The following is a 16,350-nucleotide window of genomic DNA, read 5'->3' as shown; positions in this document are numbered from 1 at the left end:
CCGTCAGCTCTTCTTGCGGAACGAATCGAGGCTCACGACCTCGGCCGAGCCGCCGCCGCTCTCCGGCGCCGGCTCCTTCTTGGCCGGCTTCTCGCGCTCGGCCGATTCGGTCTTGCGCGCGGCGAGCTTCGGCCCTGTGCCCTTGCCCTTCGGCTTCGGCGGCGCGAGCGGGATGGGCTGGGCGGCCGGGCCTTCCGGCTCCGCCTCGTCTGCCTCCTCGACCGGATCGCTCGTCTCGAACTTGAGGCCGAACTGGACGGAGGGGTCGAAGAAGCCGGTGAGCGCGTCGAAGGGCACGCGCAGCCGTTCGGGAACGCCCGAGAAGGACAGCCCGACCTCGAAGGCCTGGTCGTTGACCGTGAGCGCCTCGAACTGGTGCTGGAGGACGATCGTCATGTCCTGCGGGTACTTGTCCCGCAGCCGCTGCGAGAGCCGCACCCCGGCATGGTCGGTACGGAACGACACGTAGAAATGATGCTCGCCCGGCAGGCCGTCCCGCGCCGCATCCGCCAGGACGCGCCGCACGACCCCCTTGAGCGCCTCCTGCACGAGAAGGTCGTACCGGATGAGATCCGTCGACATCGAGCGTCCTGAACCTTGTCCCCAGCCGCCAGGGATCGTCATGAGTTGCCCGGCGGGCGGGAGGCCCGTCAAGTGGCAGGACGGCACAGTGGCCGCGAATGCCGCATTGCGGCAACGCCCCGGGCGCGCCTGCGGCGCGGCGCCGCGGGACGCGGAATCGGGGGATAGCTCCGCCGCCGCGAGGGCTCCGGGTTGCGGCCGGCCTGCAGGGCCCGGATAAGTCGGGCCCGAGGACTTCTTCCGACATGCAGGCCTATCACGACCTCCTGCGCCGCATCCTCGCCGAGGGCGTGCGCAAGACCGACCGCACCGGGACGGGCACGCTCTCCGTCTTCGGCCACCAGATGCGGTTCGACCTGTCGCAGGGCTTCCCGCTCGTCACGACCAAGAAGCTGCACCTGAAATCCATCGTCCACGAGCTGATCTGGTTCCTGCAGGGCGACACCAATGTCGGCTACCTGCAGGACAACGGCGTGACGATCTGGGACGAATGGGCCGACGAGCGAGGCGATCTCGGCCCCGTCTACGGCAAGCAGTGGCGCTCCTGGGAGAAGCCGGACGGCGGCACGGTGGACCAGATCGCCTGGGTGGAGAGCGAGATCCGCCGCAACCCGGATTCGCGCCGCCTCGTCGTCTCGGCCTGGAACCCGGCCGATCTCGACCGGATGGCGCTCGCGCCCTGCCACTGCCTGTTCCAGTTCTACGTGGCCGAGGGTCGGCTCTCCTGCCAGCTCTACCAGCGCTCGGCCGACGTGTTCCTCGGCGTGCCGTTCAACATCGCCTCCTACGCGCTCCTGACGCACATGATGGCGCAGGCGACGGGGCTCGGGGTCGGCGACTTCGTCCACAGCTTCGGCGACGCCCATCTCTACCTGAACCACCTCGACCAGGCGCGGCTGCAGCTCGAGCGCGAGCCGCGGCCCCTGCCCCGCCTGAAGCTCAACCCGGCCATCCGCTCGATCTTCGACTTCACCTATGCGGACGTCGCCGTGGAGGGCTACGACCCCGCGCCCGCGATCCGGGCGCCGATCGCGGTCTAGACGGGGTGGGCCTCGTCATCCGGCCCGCCCGGCCGGGCGAGGCGCCTCTCGTGCTCCAGCTCGTGCGCGAACTGGCCGAGTACGAGAGGCTGCTGCACGCCGTCGAGGCAACGGGCGCGGTGCTGGACCTCGCCCTGTTCGGGCCCGAGCCGCGAATTTTCTGCGACATCGTCGAATGGTCCGGCGAGCCGGCCGGGTTCGCGCTCTGGTACTACACGTTCTCCACCTTCCAGGGACGGCACGGGATCTATCTGGAGGACCTGTTCGTACGGCCGGACCATCGGGGCCAGGGCCTCGGTAAGGCGCTGCTGGAGCGGCTTGCCGCGCGGTGCCGCGACGGGGAGCTGGGCCGCCTGGAATGGTCGGTGCTCGACTGGAACGAGCCGTCGATCGGCTTCTACCGCGCACTCGGGGCGGAACCCGTTTCGGGCTGGACGCGGTACCGGCTCGCCGGGGAGCCGCTCTCGCAACTCGCGTCGGAGCCGTCATGACTCTCCTCGGGACCGCATCATTCCGGTGTTGCCGCCTCTATTGACGGAGGGCTACAGACCCACCTTGAGATGCCCCGTATTGAGGCTCCCGACCGTTACTCAGTTTTAGCCAGAGTTTATGTCCAAACCCGTGAAGATGCCTTCGATCGCTTACGTGGTGGCCAGGAGCCATCCCCAGCACGTAATCGGATGCGAGAACAAGCTCCCATGGAGGCTGCGCACCGATCTCCGCTTCTTTAGGAGTGTGACAGAGGGGCACGCGGTGGTGATGGGCCGTCGGACCTTTGATTCTATCGGGCACCCCCTCCGCAACAGAATGAACATTGTAGTCTCCCGACAAGATGGAAACGACGGAAACGAGCTGAAATGGGTCAAAAACCGGGAGGCGGCGCTCTTCTTCGCTGATATATATTCAATAATAAACGAGAGAAACCAGTTAATGATCATAGGCGGAGCGGAGATATATAAAGTATTTGCAGATCTTGTGAATAAGGTATTTCTTACTCAAGTTTTCGGTCATTTCGATGATGGAGATGCATTTTTTGATGAGAAATTTGACGGTAGAAAGTGGAAAACGCTTGAAGAGCGCGATTATCCACGCTCCCAAGATGATGACTTTCCGTTCCGCATCTCCATTCTGGAGCGCCGCCTCAAATCTGTCCGACAGCGAGAATTGACGGATTTTCTAGTCTCGGATTTCCGCATCTCCGATTGGCTGAAGCAGCAGGTAGTCGAGAAGGTCCCCTCCTTTGAGCGACTGCCCGAAGAGCAGTTCGAGCTGCCTATTCCCCAGCGGGCTTAAGCGCCGCAGCGCCTCAAGCTTAACCGCGTTTGGCTGCGCGCCGTTGACGCGACGGCTTTTCACTCCCACCTGCGAAACTTGACTGCTAGACAGGCGGCAAAGACAAGGCGCCGGGCCGAGGGGCCACGAGAGCGCAGAAGGGAACGGTTTCACGTAATGCCCTGGAGCAATCAGAGCGGCGGCGGTGGTCCCTGGGGCCAGCGCGGCGGGCCCGGCGGGCCTTGGGGTTCCGGCCCGTCCGGAGGAGGCGGCAACCGTCCTCCCGATCTGGAGGACATCATCCGCCGCGGCCAGGACCGGCTGAAGGGCATCATCCCGGGCGGCGGCGGAACGGGCCAGATCGGTGGCCGCGGCATCGGCCTGATCGCGCTGCTGGCGCTCTGCGTCTGGGCCGCGACCGGCATCTACACGGTGCGGCCGGACGAGGTCGGCGTGAACCTCGTCTTCGGCAAGTTCGTGGGGCTCAGCCGCGAAGGCCTGAGCTACAACCTCCCCTACCCGATCGGCTCCTATTCCAAGCCGAACGTGACGGCCTTGCGCACGATCGAGATCGGCGCCCGCTCGGTCGAGACGGCCCGGCGCGGCCCGGCGCGGGTCGGCACGAGCGACGAGAGCCTGATGCTGACCGGCGACGAGAACATCGTCGACATCGACTTCACGCTGCAATGGCAGGTGGACAGCGCGAAGGTGACCGACTTCGTGTTCAACCTGCAGAATCCGGACGGCACCGTGCGCGTCGTCGCCGAGAGCGCGATGCGCGAGGTCGTCGGACGGCGCAACATCCAGAACATCCTGACCACCGACCGCGCCGCGATCGAGGCCGAGGTGATGCGGCTCGCCCAGAACATCCTCAACCAGTATGGGGCCGGCGTGACGGTGATCCGCGTCAACCTGCAGAAGGTCGACCCGCCCTCGCAGGTCATCGACGCCTTCCGCGACGTCCAGGCGGCGCGGCAGGACCAGGACCGCCTGCGCAACGAGGCCGAGACCTATGCGAGCCGCGTCGTGCCGGAGGCGCGCGGCGAGGCGACCCGCATCGTCCAGGGCGCGGAGGCCTATCGCGAGCGCTCGATCGCGGAGGCGAACGGCCAGGCCTCGCGCTTCGCGCAGGTCTACGAAGAGTACCGCAAGGCGCCCGACGTGATCCGCGAGCGCATCTTCCTGGAGACCATGGAGCGCGTCCTGAGCGGAACGGACAAGATCATCCTGGACGGCAACGGCAGCCAGGGCGTGGTGCCCTACCTGCCGCTCGGCGAGCTCGGCCGCCGCGCCGCCCCGCCCGCCGCCGGACAGGCGGGCCAGCCCGCGGGCTCCACCGTGCAGCCGGGAGCGACCCGATGAACGCCACCGTCAGAACCGGCCTCGTCGCGCTGGCCGCGGTCGCCGCGATCGTGCTCGTGGCCTCCATGTTCGTGGTCCAGCAGACGCAGACCGCGCTCGTGCTCCGCTTCGGCGCCGTCCAGCAGGTGCGCTCGCCCGGCGTCGGGCTCCCGTCCGGACTTGCGCCGGGGCTGCATTTCAAGCTGCCGCTGGTCGACAACGTCGTCTATTTCGACCGGCGCGTCCTCGATCTCGACCTCCCCGTCCAGGAGGTCATCGCGGCCGACCAGAAGCGTCTCATCGTCGACGCCTTCGCGCGCTACCGCATCCTCGACCCGCTCCGGTTCTACCAGGCCGTTGCCAATATCCCGGCGGCGAACAACCGGCTCGGCTCGATCATCAACTCGACGGTGCGCAGCGTGCTCGGCGATTCGACCTTCGAAGCGGTGGTGCGCAGCGAGCGCCAGGCGCTGATGAAGAAGATCTCAGATGAGGTGAACGCGGCCGCCCGCGGCATCGGCGTCGAGATCGTCGACGTGCGCCTGCGCCGCGTGGACCTGCCGGACCAGAACAGCCAGGCCGTGTTCCAGCGCATGCAGACCGAGCGCCAGCGCGAGGCGACGGACCTGCGCGCGCAGGGAAGCCAGGCCGCCCAGGGCATCCGGGCGCGAGCCGACCGCGAGGTGACGGTGATCCTGGCCAACGCCCAGCGCCGGGCGGAGGAGCTGCGCGGTAACGGCGACGCCGAGCGCAACCGCATCCTGGCCGAAGCCTATGGCAGGGATCCCGGCTTCTTCGCCTTCTTCCGGTCCATGCAGGCCTACGAGGCCGGGCTCCGGTCCGGGGACACCCGGATGGTCCTTTCGCCCAGCTCCGAGTTCTTCCGCTTCTTCAACGCCCCGAGCGGGCGGGCAGCCGCGGCGGCGGATGCGGGCCAGACTGCGACAAGCCAGCCCGCCCGGCCCTGAAAGCCGGGATGAGCGACCTGATCGCCGCGCTCGGACTGGCCCTCGCCATCGAGGGCCTCCTTCTGGCGTCCTTCCCGGACGCGATGAAACGCGCCATGATGGAGGCCGCCGCTTCGCCGCGCGACCGCATGCGCCTCGTCGGGATCGTCTCGGCGGTGGTCGGCGTCATCGTGGTGTGGGCGGCGCGACGGCTCGCCTCATGAACGGCAGGGCTCCCGCCCCGTATGAGTCCCCAATGACATCGCGCCCGCCATCGGCGTGCGCCCTCGAGAGGGTGAACATGGTTCCCACCGCTGAGACCGTCCGGGCCGGAGGATCCGCATGGCAGGCCGCCCTCGGGGCGGTCCGCGGCTGTGCGGCCGCTCTCGCCCTCGTGGCCTCCCTGAGCGTCGCTGCCCCGCTGCCGGCGCTCGCGAAGGGACCGGAATCGCTCGCCGACCTCGCCGCCCAGGTCACCGACGCCGTGGTGAACATCTCGGCCTCGACAACGGTCGAGACGCGCGGCCGGACGATGCCGCAGCTCCCGCCGGGCACGCCCTTCGAGGATCTGTTCGAGGAGTTCTTCAACCGCCGCGGGCAGGGAAACCGCGGCGGCGACGACGGCGCCCCCCGCCCGCAGCGCCGCTCGAGCTCGCTCGGCTCCGGCTTCGTGATCGATTCCTCCGGCATCGTGATCACCAACAATCACGTCATCGGGACGGCGAACGAGATCTTCGTCGGCTTCAACGACGGGACGAAGCTGAAGGCCGAGATCGTCGGCAAGGACGACAAGCTCGACCTCGCCGTCCTGCGCGTGAAGCCCGACAAGCCGCTCAAGGCGGTCCCGTTCGGCGATTCGGAGACGATGCGCCCCGGCGACTGGGTGATCGCCATCGGCAACCCGTTCGGGCTCGGCGGGTCCGTCTCGGCCGGGATCATCTCGGCCCGCGGCCGCAACATCGAGTCCGGACCCTACGACAACTACATCCAGACCGACGCGGCCATCAACAAGGGCAATTCGGGCGGCCCGCTCTTCAACATGAACGGCGAGGTCATCGGCATCAACACGGCGATCCTGTCGCCGACGGGCGGCTCGGTCGGGATCGGCTTCGCGGTCCCGTCCGCGACCGCGCTGCCGGTGATCAACCAGCTGCGCGAGTTCGGCGAGACCCGGCGCGGCTGGCTCGGCGTCCGCATCCAGAACGTGGACGACGCGACCGCGGAGGCGCTCGGGCTCGGCGGAGCCCGCGGCGCGCTGATCGCCGGCGTCGACGAGAAGGGCCCGGCGAAGCCCGCCGGCCTCGAGGTCGGCGACGTGATCACGAAGTTCGACGGGCGCGAGGTCAAGGAATCGCGCGACCTGCCCCGGATCGTCGCCTCGACCCCGGTCGGCAAGGCGGTCGACGTCACGGTCGTGCGCAAGGGGCAGGAACTGACCCGGCAGGTGACACTCGGCCGCCTCGAGGACGGCGAGCGGGCCCAGAAGGCGGGGCTGAACCAGCCCTCGACCGAGAGCCCGACCGCGACGCGCCGCGCGCTCGGCCTGGAGCTGTCCGGCATCTCCGAGGAGCTGCGCCGGCGCTTCAACATCAAGGACAGCGTGAAGGGCGTGGTCGTGACCCGCGTCGACCCGAACTCGGCCGCGGCCGACAAGCGCATGCAGCCCGGCGAGGTGATCGTCGAGGTCGGCCAGGAGCCGGTCGCGAGCCCGGCGGACGTGACGCGCCGCGTGGAGGCGCTGAAGAAGGAGGGCCGGAAATCCGCCCTCCTGCTCGTGTCCAACGCGCAGGGCGAGGTCCGCTTCGTCGCGGTGACGATCGAATAGCGGCGGCGGCTTTCCGCCCCCGCCCCCAAGGCCATCCGTGCCCTGCCCTTCGAGGCGGAGGCGGCCGTGAACTGGCGCGAGATGCTGGTGCCGCAGACCTCGATCCCCGAGGTCCTCCTCCGCGGCAGCATCATGTACCTGATGCTCTTCCTGGCGCTTCGCTACCTGATGAAGCGCCATGCCGGACAGGTCGGCATCGCCGACATCCTGGTCATCGTCCTCATCTCCGAGGCCGCGCAGAACGCGATGGTCGGCGAGGCCAAGTCGCTGGTCGAGGCCGCGTTTCTGGTCGGCACCATCCTGTTCTGGAGCTACGTCATCAACTGGCTGAGCGACCGGGTGCCCTTCCTCCGAAGCCTCGGCGGAGGCGATCCCGTACCGCTGATCCAGGACGGCCGCTTCAATCGCCGGAACATGGACCGGGAGCTGCTGACGGAGGACGAGCTGATGAGCCAGCTCCGCCAGCACGGCATCGAGCGCGTGGCCGAGGTGAAGCGGGCCTGCCTGGAACCCGACGGGAACATCAGCGTGATCCGGGTGAGAGGCGGGGACGAGCAGAAGCCCGCGGGCCGGACCCGGGGAATCTGAGGGCGGGAGCCGGGATCGGCTCCTGCCCGACCCGATCTATCACCCGGGGATGACGAACTCCTCCGCCCGATAGCCCTGCATGTAGAGCAAGGCGGTGAGGTCGCCATGCTCGATCCTGGCGTGGGCGGCGGCGGCCACGGCCGGCTTCGCATGGTAGGCGACGCCCAGCCCCGCCTCCCCCAGCATGGCGAGGTCGTTCGCCCCGTCGCCGACCGCGAGCGTCTCCTCGCGCCGCAGGCCGAGCCGCTCGCGCAGCTCGATCAGGGTCGCGAGCTTGGCCTCGCGGCCGAGGACCGGCTCCTCGACCGCGCCGACGAAGCGGCCGCCCTCGACGAGGAGCCGGTTGGCGCGGTGCTCGTCGAAGCCGATCGCCTTCGCGACCGGGCCGGTGAAGAGCGTGAAGCCGCCGGAGACGAGGCAGGCATAGGCGCCCTGGGCCCGCATGGTCGCAACCAGGATGCGCCCCCCGGGCGTGAGCGTGATGCGGTCGCGGAGGAGCTGGTCGACGACTTCGGCGGGCAGCCCCTTGAGAAGCGCGACGCGCTCGCGGAGCGCCGGCTCGAACGCGATCTCGCCGCGCATGGCGCGCTCGGTGATGGCCGCCACCTCGGGCTTGAGGCCCACCAGGTCGGCGAGCTCGTCGATGCATTCCTGCCCGATCATGGTGGAATCCATGTCGGCCAGGAACAGCCGCTTGCGCCGGCTCCCGGCCGGCTGGACGACGACGTCGACCGGCTCGTCCCGGACGAGGCGGCGCAGCGCCGCCTCGGCGTCAGCCGGATCCATGCCGGAGAAGGCGAGCTCGGCCGCTAGGCCCTCGGCCAGCACCCTCGCCTGCGCGCCGGGGAGGGTCCGGCTCGCCGCGGCCAGGAGCGCCGGCCCGATGGACGGCCTGCTGGGGTCTGATATCAGCGTCGCGACGTAGGTGAGGGATGCGGCCACGCGAGGCCCCGTCTCCGGCCCGGCCCGCAAGCCAGCCCGTGGAAGCGAATGTCGTCGAAGGTTGAGGCCGTCCTCATCGCAGGGCCGACCGCCTCAGGCAAGTCCGCCCTGGCGATCGAGGTGGCGCGCGAGCTCGGCGGCGCGGTGGTCAACGCGGATTCGATGCAGGTCTATCGCGACCTGCGCGTCGTCACCAACCGGCCGACGCCGGACGAGGAGGCGGAGGTGCCGCATCTCCTGTTCGGGACCGTAGACGGGGCCGAGAATTTCTCGGTCGGCCGCTACCTGCAGGCGGCGAAGGCGGTGCTGCGGGATCTGGGCCGCGACGGCCGCATCCCGATCCTCGTCGGCGGGACCGGGCTCTACTTCAAGGCCCTCGCGGAGGGCCTCTCCGACATCCCGCCCGTCCCCGAGGAGGTGCGGGCGCGTGTTCGGGACGATGCCGCGGGCCGGCCAGCGCCGGAGCTCCATGCCGCGCTCGCCGTCCGGGACCCCGAGACCGCCCGGCGCCTGCGGCCCGGCGACAGCCAGCGCATCCTGCGCGCGCTCGAGGTGCTGGCCGCGACCGGGCGGCCGCTCTCCTCTTTCCATGACGGCCGCGTCCCGGGGCCGCTCGCGGGACGACGGCTCGCCAGGGTCTTCCTCGCGCCCGACCGGACGGCGCTGCGCGCGCGCATCGACCGGCGCTTCGAGGCGATGGTCCGGGAGGGCGCGCTCGACGAGGCGGCGGCGCTCGCCGCGCGCGGGCTCGATCCGGCGCTGCCCGTCATGCGGGCGCATGGCGTGCCCGGCCTCCTCGCCCATCTGCGCGGGGAAGTCTCGCTCGAGGAGGCGATCCGCCGCGGCCAGGCCGATACCCGCGCCTACGCCAAGCGCCAGTTCACCTGGGCGCGCCACCAGATGGACGGCTGGACCTGGGCGGCACCCCAGGAGGCGAGCGCCCGGCTGCGGACGATGCTCAGGGGCTGAAGAACCGCACCGCAGCGAAAACGAGGCCTTCCGGCTCGGCGGCCTCGACCCTGGCATGCGCGAAGGCCGCTTCGTCGCGGCCCGGACAGGCCCTATGACGCCGCCGTGGCCGCCGCAAAGCGCACCGACCGCCAGCTCGGCATTCTGCTCCTCGCCGTCACCGTCGTCGGCTGGGGGCTGAACTGGCCCGTCGTCAAGGTGCTCCTCCAGGACTGGCCGCCGCTCTTCGCCCGCGGCCTCGCCGGGGTCGCGGCGGCCGGCCTCCTCGCCGCCTTGGCAGGCTGGCGCGGGGAGCGGATCCTGGTTCCCGGCCGGAGCGTCGCGCGCCTCGCGGCCGCAGGCTTCGCGAACGTCTTCGCCTGGATGGGCTTCACGACCGTGGCCATGCAGTGGCTCAGCGTCGCCGAGGCCGCGCTTCTCGTCTACACGATGCCGCTCTGGGTCTGCCTTCTGGACTGGCCGATCCGCGACGTCCGGCCCAGCAACCGCCACCTGCTCGCGCTTGCGCTCGGCTTCGGCGGAATCGTCGTGCTGCTGGGGGGCGAGGTGGGCGGCTCGACCGCGCCCGGCTGGGGGCTCGGCGTGACGCTCGCGCTCCTCGCGGCCATCCTCTTTGCCGCCGCGACGCTCCTGCTGCGGCCGGTGACCGAGGTCACTCCGGTCGTCGCGACGACCTGGCAGGTCGGGCTCGCCTGCGCGCCCATGCTGCTCCTCGGCATCGCCTCGGAACACGGCCGCATCGGCTCTCTGAGCCCCGGCGGAGCCCTGGCCTTCGCCTATATGGTGCTCGGCCCGATGGCGGCGTGCTACGTGACCTGGTTCGCGGCACTCCGGCGCCTGCCCTCGGCCACCGCCGCGATCGGAACGCTGCTCGTGCCGGTCATCGGCATCGTGTCGGCGACGCTTCTTCTGGGGGAGCCGCTCGGCTGGCGGGAGAGCCTCGCCATGGCCCTGACCCTGAGCGGCGTCGCCCTGGCGCTCCGGAAGGATCAGGGCGACCGTTAGCGGTTGGTTAACCCTGGGCGCCTTGCCCGGACGCCGGAAAGAAACCGAAAGCACGCCCCGCTCGTACCCTCCCCGAACGGAGGTAACCGCATGAACATCGTCACCCGCTTCATCAAGGACGAGTCGGGCGCGACCGCGATCGAGTACGGGCTCATCGCCGCGCTGATCGCGGTCGTCATCATCGGCGCGCTCTCAACGATCGGCAGCAACCTGAATACGAGCTTCACGGCCATCGGCACGAATCTCAGCTCACGCTGACGCGGCCGCGCCGTCCCGAAAACGGTCTTGACCGGTCGGGCCCGAGGGCGTACGGCCTCTCGGGTTCGACCGGAGGGGCGGGTGCCCGCAATCCTTATCGTATCGGAGGCGCCATCGACGGAGCGGGTCTGACCCGTCTTATCCGGCTGGTGGCGCATGCAGGGTCCCTCGGGGCCCTTTTTTATTGCTCCGAACGACGCGCGAGGAAGGAAGAGGAGCGGCTGATGAGCGAGTTCATGACCGGGGCCGAGATGGTCGTCCGCGCCCTTCGCGACCAGGGCGTGGAGCATGTCTTCGGATATCCGGGCGGGGCCGTACTTCCGATCTACGACGCGCTCTTCCACGAGCCCGCGCTGACGCATGTCCTCGTCCGGCACGAGCAGGGCGCCGTCCATGCGGCGGAAGGCTATGCGCGCTCCTCCGGCAAGGTCGGCTGCGTGCTCGTCACCTCCGGCCCCGGCGCCACCAATGCCGTGACCGGGCTCGCCGACGCGATGATGGATTCGATCCCGGTGGTCTGCATCACGGGCCAGGTGCCGACGCACCTGATCGGCACCGACGCCTTCCAGGAATGCGACACGGTCGGCATCACGCGGCACTGCACGAAGCACAACTACCTCGTGAAATCGATCGAGGACCTGCCGCGCATCCTGCACGAGGCCTTCTACGTGGCCTCCAGCGGACGGCCGGGCCCGGTCGTGATCGACCTGCCGAAGGACATCCAGTTCAAGTCGGGCCTGTACGAGCGGCCCGGCGACAACCAGCACAAGACCTACCGTCCCGTGGTGGAAGGCGACCCGCTCAAGATCCGGGCCGCCGTGGAGATGATGGCGCGCGCCAGGCGGCCGGTCTTCTACACCGGCGGCGGCGTCATCAATGCCGGCCCGCGCGCTGCGGCGGCGCTCCGCGAGCTCGTGCGCCTGACCGGCTTCCCGGTGACCTCCACGCTGATGGGGCTCGGCGCCTATCCGGGCAGCGATCCGGCCTTCCTCGGCATGCTCGGCATGCACGGCACCTACGAGGCGAACCACGCCATGCACGATTGCGACGTGATGATCGCGATCGGGGCGCGCTTCGACGACCGCATCACCGGGCGGCTCGACGCCTTCTCGCCGGGCTCGAAGAAGATCCATGTCGACATCGACCCCTCCTCGATCTCCAAGAACGTGAAGGCCGATATCGGCATCGTCGGCGATTGCGCGCATGTCCTGGAGGAGATGCTGCGCGTGTGGCGCGAGACCTCGCCGCAGGTCGACAAGGCCGCGCTGGGCGAGTGGTGGGCCGCCATCGATCGGTGGAGGGGACGCGACTGCCTCGCCTACCGGCGCTCGTCCGAGATCATCAAGCCGCAATACGCCATCCAGCGCCTCTACGAGCTCACCAGGGACCGCGAGACCTACGTGACGACGGAGGTCGGCCAGCACCAGATGTGGGCGGCGCAGTTCTTCAAGTTCGACGAGCCGAACCGCTGGATGACCTCGGGCGGGCTCGGCACGATGGGCTATGGGCTCCCGGCCGCAATCGGCACGCAGCTCGCCCATCCCGGCGCCCTCGTGATCGACATCGCGGGCGAGGCCTCGATCCTGATGAACATGCAGGAGATGTCGACGGCCGTGCAGTACCGGCTGCCGGTCAAGATCTTCATCCTCAACAACGAATACATGGGCATGGTGCGCCAGTGGCAGGAGCTCCTGCATGGCGGGCGCTACTCGCAGAGCTACTCGGAATCGCTCCCCGATTTCGTGAAGCTCGCCGACGCCTATGGCGGGGTCGGCATGCGCTGCGACGACCCGGCGAAGCTCGACGACCAGATCCGCGCCATGCTGGCCGTGACCGACCGGCCGGTCATCTTCGACTGCGTCGTGGACAAGACGGAGAACTGCTTCCCGATGATCCCGTCGGGCAAGGCGCATAACGAGATGATCCTCAACGACTATCTCGGCGAGACGGGCGTGGAGGATCTGGGCTCCGTCATCGGCGAGGAGGGAAAGCTCCTCGTGTGACGGGACGGCGCGCGGCCGCCCCGCCGCGCTACCCGTCGCCGAGGATGAGCTGGCAGGCGCGGCGAAAGCTCTTGCCGCCGGCGCCGGTCTGGTATCCGGTCAGGAACCCGCCCCGGCCGCTCACCTCACCCGCATAGCGCGCCTCGTAGCCGGGGCCCTTGCCCGAGAGGCTCAGCCTGCCGCCGGCCAGGGCGCCGCTGCCCGTCTCGCGGCCGGACCCGACCCTGATCTCGTAGCTCCCCCGCCCTCCCCCGATCGTGGCCGTGCCGCTCGCCCGGACCGGCCCGGACCCGCCGCCGCCGTCGCAGGCGAGGATCGCCGGATAGGTCCCGTCCGCCCGCTGGGCGTGGGCGCTCCCGAGCGGCGCGGCCGCCAAGGCGCCGACGAGCAGGCAGAGCCGCGCGGCACTCCCGGACGCCCGCATTCCGGCCAGAACCGCGACCTCGAGTTGCGTCTCTCTCATATCGTCTCCTCCTTCGATCGAGATCGCTTCCTCGACCCGGGCAGCCGCGCGATAGTAGTTCGGGCCCGAGGCTAGGTCGGGTTTGTCATCCGGACCAGCCGGCGTGAATGCATCGGGGGACGAGTGGTCACATTCACCATCGCGGCGGCGCATGGCTCGTCGATCCTGCTCGACAGGGCGGGGAGCCTCGCCAAGGCCTGCGACTTCATCCGCGAGGCGGGGCGACAGGGTGTGCGGCTCCTCTGCTTTCCCGAGGCCTTCGTCCCGGGATTTCCGTACTGGATCAACCTCTATCCACCGGGTCGGCAGCACGGCGTGCATCACCTCTATTGGCAGCACTCGGTCGATGTGCCGGACGGCGACCTTGCGCCGGTCCTGGACGCCGCGCGGATGGCGCGCGTGAACGTCGTGCTCGGGATCAGCGAGCGCGCGGGCGGGACGATGTATAACAGCCAGGTCTTCGTCGCGGAGGACGGGACGCTGCTCGGCCGCCACCGCAAGCTGCAGCCCACCTTCGCCGAGCGGATGCTCTGGGGCCAGGGCGACGGCTCCACGCTTCGCGTCTTCGACATGCCGGTCGGCAAGGTCGGCGGGCTCATCTGCTACGAGCACATGATGAACCTCGCGCGGCAGGCGCTGATCGCGCAGGGGCTCCAGATCCATTGCGCGAGCTGGCCGACATTCGCGTCCACGCGCGGGCGCGGCGGCGCCTTCGACGCGACGGTCGAGACGCTCATGAAGGCCCACGCCCTCACCGGGCAATGCTTCGTCGTTCTCGCCGAGAACCCGGTCACCGGGCAGTATCTCGACGCCATGGAAGCGGTGCTGGGCCCACAGCAGGAGCTCGTGCCGGGCGGCGGGTTCTCGGCGATCTACGGCCCGAACGGGACCTGCCTCGCCGGGCCCCATACCGGGTCGGAGGAGCGCCTCGTCGCGGCCGAGATCGACCTCGACGCGATCGCCCGCGCCAAGGTGCTCGTGGATGCCGCGGGCCATTACGCCCGGCCCGAGATCCTGCGGCTGGTGGTGGACGGCCGGGAGCAGACCGGCATCGACATCCTCGGCAGCTGATCCGGCGGCCCACGGGCCGCGGCAGAGCAGAAAAGAAGCGGCCCGTGGCGCCCAAACGGGCAGGCTCCCGGCATCCGGCCCTTTACCCTCCGCGCCGCACCTGTCTTAATGGTATGACATCAATCGGAGAGGGGCCGTGAGGGCAGCCAGGCCGTCTGCGTGCGGGACATCGCCGTCGTGAAGGGCGTCTCGATGCCCCGGACGGCGAGCGGGCGGTCCTCGCTCGTGGAGCCGCTTCCTCACCACATCAGCGCCGACGCCGTCCATGTTTCGTTTCGGGCCGATCCCGCACGGATCGCGCCGCTGCTGCCGCCCGGGCTCGAGCCGCTCGATACCGGCGAAGGCTGGGCGATGATCGCCGAGATGACGAAGGTCGCGGCCAGCCACCCGGACCAGGCGTGGCAGGACCCCGCCCGCTCGACCTACAACGAGGGGGTCGTCGGCTTCTATTGCCGCTTCGGCGACCGCGTCGGCCGCTACAGCGCCTTCGTCTGGGTCGACCGCGACTGGTCGATGGGGATGGGCCCGATCTTCGGCTGGTCCAAGCGCCTCGCCCAGGTCGACCGGACCCGTCTCCAGCCGATGAACCCTGCCCTTACGCGTGCGGGTCCCGGCGCTCGCCCCGGCGGTACCGTCTCACGCTACGGAGCGCGGGTGCTGAGCCTCTCGGTCGCCGTCCCGGACGGCGGGCAGCCGCTCGACCGCCTGCCTGGTCACAGCGCCAGCACGTTCCTCTACCGCTTCGTGGCGAGCCCGAGCCCGGACGTGCCCGACCTCGAGCAGCTGTTCGAGCTGCCGCTCGGCGGCACGCGGATGTCGCCGGTCTGGGCCGGCACCGGCGAGCTCACCTTCGGAACGGCGCCGGACGAGGAACTCGCGGAGCTCGGCGCGATCGAGGTGACCGGCGGCTACCTCTATCAGCGGGGCTGGACCACCGACCGGGTCGCCCGGCTCCTGCACGATTACGGGACCGGCGCGACGCGCGGCGTCGCACGATCCGCCGCCTGAATCAGCAGCCTCCGGAGAGCATCATGGCCTCGATCCTCGTCAACCGGCGACACGTCCTCGCAGGCGCTGCCGCCGGCCTCGCCCTGCCCTCGCGCTCGGCCTTCGCCCAGCAGCTGGAGCCCGTGAAGTACCTCACGCCCTTCGGCTTTCTGATGGGCTTCACGGAGACGATGTACGGGGACACCGGCGGGTTCTTCCGCAAGCGCGGGATCGACATCACCATCGAGGGCGGAAAAGGCTCGGCCATGGCCGTGCAGCAGGTGAGCGCCGGCAACGTCCTGATCTCGCGGACGGGCGGGACCGACCTCATCAAGGCCTATGCGAAGGACCCCTCGATCGTCGCGGTCGGGGATTGCTATCCGAAGGACCTGTTCTTCGTGATCAGCCATGCCGACAAGCCGATCCTCAAGCCCGAGGACATGGCTGGGAAGACGCTCGGCCTCGTCTCGGTCGGCGGCGCGACCGAGAACATCCTGGACATGATGCTGGCCAAGGCCGGCGTTCCCGCGGGCGAGGTCAGGCGCGAGACGGTCGGCAATGCGCCGGCGGCGTTCGAGTTCGTGAAGGCCGGGCGCGTCGCGGCCTTCATCGCCACGGGGGACACCGTCGCGGCGCTCAACCACGACAGGCAGCCCGTGAAGGCGTGGAGCTGCGACGACGTCGCGCCCTCGCCCGGGCAGGTCTACATCGTGTCGAAGAAGGGTCTGGACGCCAAGCGCGACGCGATCGCCAAATTCCTCGCAGCGGTCCACGACACGCTCGGCGCCATGGTGTCCGCGGGCGATCCGGGCACGATCGTCACCTCGATGCTGACGAAGTACGACGTCTTCGAGGCCAAGCGCCCCGACAAGGGCCTGAGCGTGCTGCGCAACACGATCGAGAACTACAAGCTCCCTTACGCCAGCAAGCTGAAAATCGATCCCGCGACCTTCGCGTCGGCTTACGACCTCATGATCAAGGCGAAGATCATCCAGCCCCTGCAGGACCGCGCCTTCTACGACACCTCCGCGTGGCAGAAGGCCTTCGGCTGAGCCGG

Annotated in this window: 18 protein-coding genes; 15 read left to right on the top strand and 3 right to left on the bottom strand. The window is 69.5% G+C overall.

The window, feature by feature from the left end; translation table 11 throughout:
* Positions 1–3: 3 nt before the first annotated feature.
* Positions 4–582, bottom strand: a complete 579-nt coding sequence (locus HJG44_RS03475) for an SspB family protein (protein ID WP_171216917.1) — start codon at positions 580–582, stop codon at positions 4–6.
* A gap of 245 nt (positions 583–827) precedes the next feature.
* Here HJG44_RS03475 and HJG44_RS03470 point away from each other — a divergent pair, with 245 nt between their 5' ends.
* The 8 genes from HJG44_RS03470 to HJG44_RS03435 all read left to right on the top strand — a co-directional run bounded on the left by HJG44_RS03470 (position 828) and on the right by HJG44_RS03435 (position 7,595).
* The gene (locus HJG44_RS03470; RefSeq protein WP_171216916.1) at positions 828–1,622 is read left to right on the top strand and encodes a thymidylate synthase; all 795 of its coding nucleotides are present in this window, start codon (positions 828–830) and stop codon (positions 1,620–1,622) included.
* Positions 1,623–1,627: 5 nt separating this feature from the next.
* Positions 1,628–2,113: a GNAT family N-acetyltransferase gene (locus HJG44_RS03465; protein ID WP_171216915.1), complete on the top strand. Its 486-nt coding sequence runs from the start codon at positions 1,628–1,630 to the stop codon at positions 2,111–2,113.
* A 118-nt stretch (positions 2,114–2,231) separates the two neighbouring features.
* The gene (locus tag HJG44_RS03460) at positions 2,232–2,915 is read left to right on the top strand and encodes a dihydrofolate reductase (RefSeq protein ID WP_171216914.1); all 684 of its coding nucleotides are present in this window, start codon (positions 2,232–2,234) and stop codon (positions 2,913–2,915) included.
* Between the two features lie 156 nt (positions 2,916–3,071).
* Positions 3,072–4,256: an FtsH protease activity modulator HflK gene (gene hflK, locus HJG44_RS03455; RefSeq protein ID WP_171216913.1), complete on the top strand. Its 1,185-nt coding sequence runs from the start codon at positions 3,072–3,074 to the stop codon at positions 4,254–4,256.
* Positions 4,253–5,203 (top strand): protease modulator HflC, encoded by a 951-nt coding sequence (gene hflC, locus HJG44_RS03450; protein ID WP_171216912.1) that lies wholly within the window; start codon positions 4,253–4,255, stop codon positions 5,201–5,203. The genes hflK and hflC overlap by 4 nt, the downstream gene beginning before the upstream one ends.
* Before the next feature lie 8 nt (positions 5,204–5,211).
* Positions 5,212–5,406: a DUF2065 family protein gene (locus HJG44_RS03445; protein WP_171216911.1), complete on the top strand. Its 195-nt coding sequence runs from the start codon at positions 5,212–5,214 to the stop codon at positions 5,404–5,406.
* A 77-nt stretch (positions 5,407–5,483) separates the two neighbouring features.
* Positions 5,484–7,007: a DegQ family serine endoprotease gene (locus HJG44_RS03440; protein ID WP_171216910.1), complete on the top strand. Its 1,524-nt coding sequence runs from the start codon at positions 5,484–5,486 to the stop codon at positions 7,005–7,007.
* Between the two features lie 66 nt (positions 7,008–7,073).
* Positions 7,074–7,595, top strand: coding sequence for a DUF421 domain-containing protein (locus tag HJG44_RS03435; RefSeq protein WP_346767079.1), 522 nt, complete (start codon positions 7,074–7,076; stop codon positions 7,593–7,595).
* 39 nt (positions 7,596–7,634) lie between these two features.
* Here HJG44_RS03435 and serB read toward each other — a convergent pair whose 3' ends face one another.
* On the bottom strand, positions 7,635–8,537 hold the full coding sequence (gene serB, locus HJG44_RS03430; protein ID WP_171216909.1) for a phosphoserine phosphatase SerB: 903 nt from the start codon (positions 8,535–8,537) through the stop codon (positions 7,635–7,637).
* Positions 8,538–8,585: 48 nt separating this feature from the next.
* Here serB and miaA point away from each other — a divergent pair, with 48 nt between their 5' ends.
* The 4 genes from miaA (at position 8,586) to HJG44_RS03410 (ending at position 12,772) form a co-directional block, all read left to right on the top strand.
* On the top strand, positions 8,586–9,506 hold the full coding sequence (miaA, locus tag HJG44_RS03425; protein WP_171216908.1) for a tRNA (adenosine(37)-N6)-dimethylallyltransferase MiaA: 921 nt from the start codon (positions 8,586–8,588) through the stop codon (positions 9,504–9,506).
* A gap of 105 nt (positions 9,507–9,611) precedes the next feature.
* Positions 9,612–10,511 (top strand): EamA family transporter, encoded by a 900-nt coding sequence (locus tag HJG44_RS03420; RefSeq protein WP_171216907.1) that lies wholly within the window; start codon positions 9,612–9,614, stop codon positions 10,509–10,511.
* Positions 10,512–10,601: 90 nt separating this feature from the next.
* Positions 10,602–10,769, top strand: coding sequence for a Flp family type IVb pilin (locus HJG44_RS03415; RefSeq protein ID WP_171216906.1), 168 nt, complete (start codon positions 10,602–10,604; stop codon positions 10,767–10,769).
* 221 nt (positions 10,770–10,990) lie between these two features.
* The gene (locus HJG44_RS03410) at positions 10,991–12,772 is read left to right on the top strand and encodes an acetolactate synthase 3 large subunit (protein ID WP_171217291.1); all 1,782 of its coding nucleotides are present in this window, start codon (positions 10,991–10,993) and stop codon (positions 12,770–12,772) included.
* Between the two features lie 28 nt (positions 12,773–12,800).
* Here HJG44_RS03410 and HJG44_RS03405 read toward each other — a convergent pair whose 3' ends face one another.
* Complete coding sequence (locus HJG44_RS03405; RefSeq protein ID WP_171216905.1) at positions 12,801–13,235, bottom strand: hypothetical protein; 435 nt, start codon at positions 13,233–13,235, stop codon at positions 12,801–12,803.
* Between the two features lie 123 nt (positions 13,236–13,358).
* On the opposite strand from HJG44_RS03405, the gene HJG44_RS03400 reads away from it, so the two are divergent.
* The 3 genes from HJG44_RS03400 (at position 13,359) to HJG44_RS03390 (ending at position 16,345) form a co-directional block, all read left to right on the top strand.
* Positions 13,359–14,306 carry a nitrilase-related carbon-nitrogen hydrolase gene (locus tag HJG44_RS03400; protein ID WP_171216904.1) on the top strand — a complete coding sequence of 316 codons (948 nt, stop codon included), beginning with the start codon at positions 13,359–13,361 and terminating at the stop codon, positions 14,304–14,306.
* A gap of 159 nt (positions 14,307–14,465) precedes the next feature.
* Positions 14,466–15,314 (top strand): acetoacetate decarboxylase family protein, encoded by an 849-nt coding sequence (locus HJG44_RS03395; protein ID WP_171216903.1) that lies wholly within the window; start codon positions 14,466–14,468, stop codon positions 15,312–15,314.
* Positions 15,315–15,337: 23 nt separating this feature from the next.
* On the top strand, positions 15,338–16,345 hold the full coding sequence (locus HJG44_RS03390) for an ABC transporter substrate-binding protein (protein WP_171216902.1): 1,008 nt from the start codon (positions 15,338–15,340) through the stop codon (positions 16,343–16,345).
* Positions 16,346–16,350 lie beyond the last annotated feature (5 nt).

The organism is Enterovirga aerilata (genome assembly GCF_013044135.1).
Classification (GTDB): domain Bacteria; phylum Pseudomonadota; class Alphaproteobacteria; order Rhizobiales; family Beijerinckiaceae; genus Enterovirga; species Enterovirga aerilata.
This window is presented reverse-complemented; position numbering and strand designations above follow the sequence as displayed.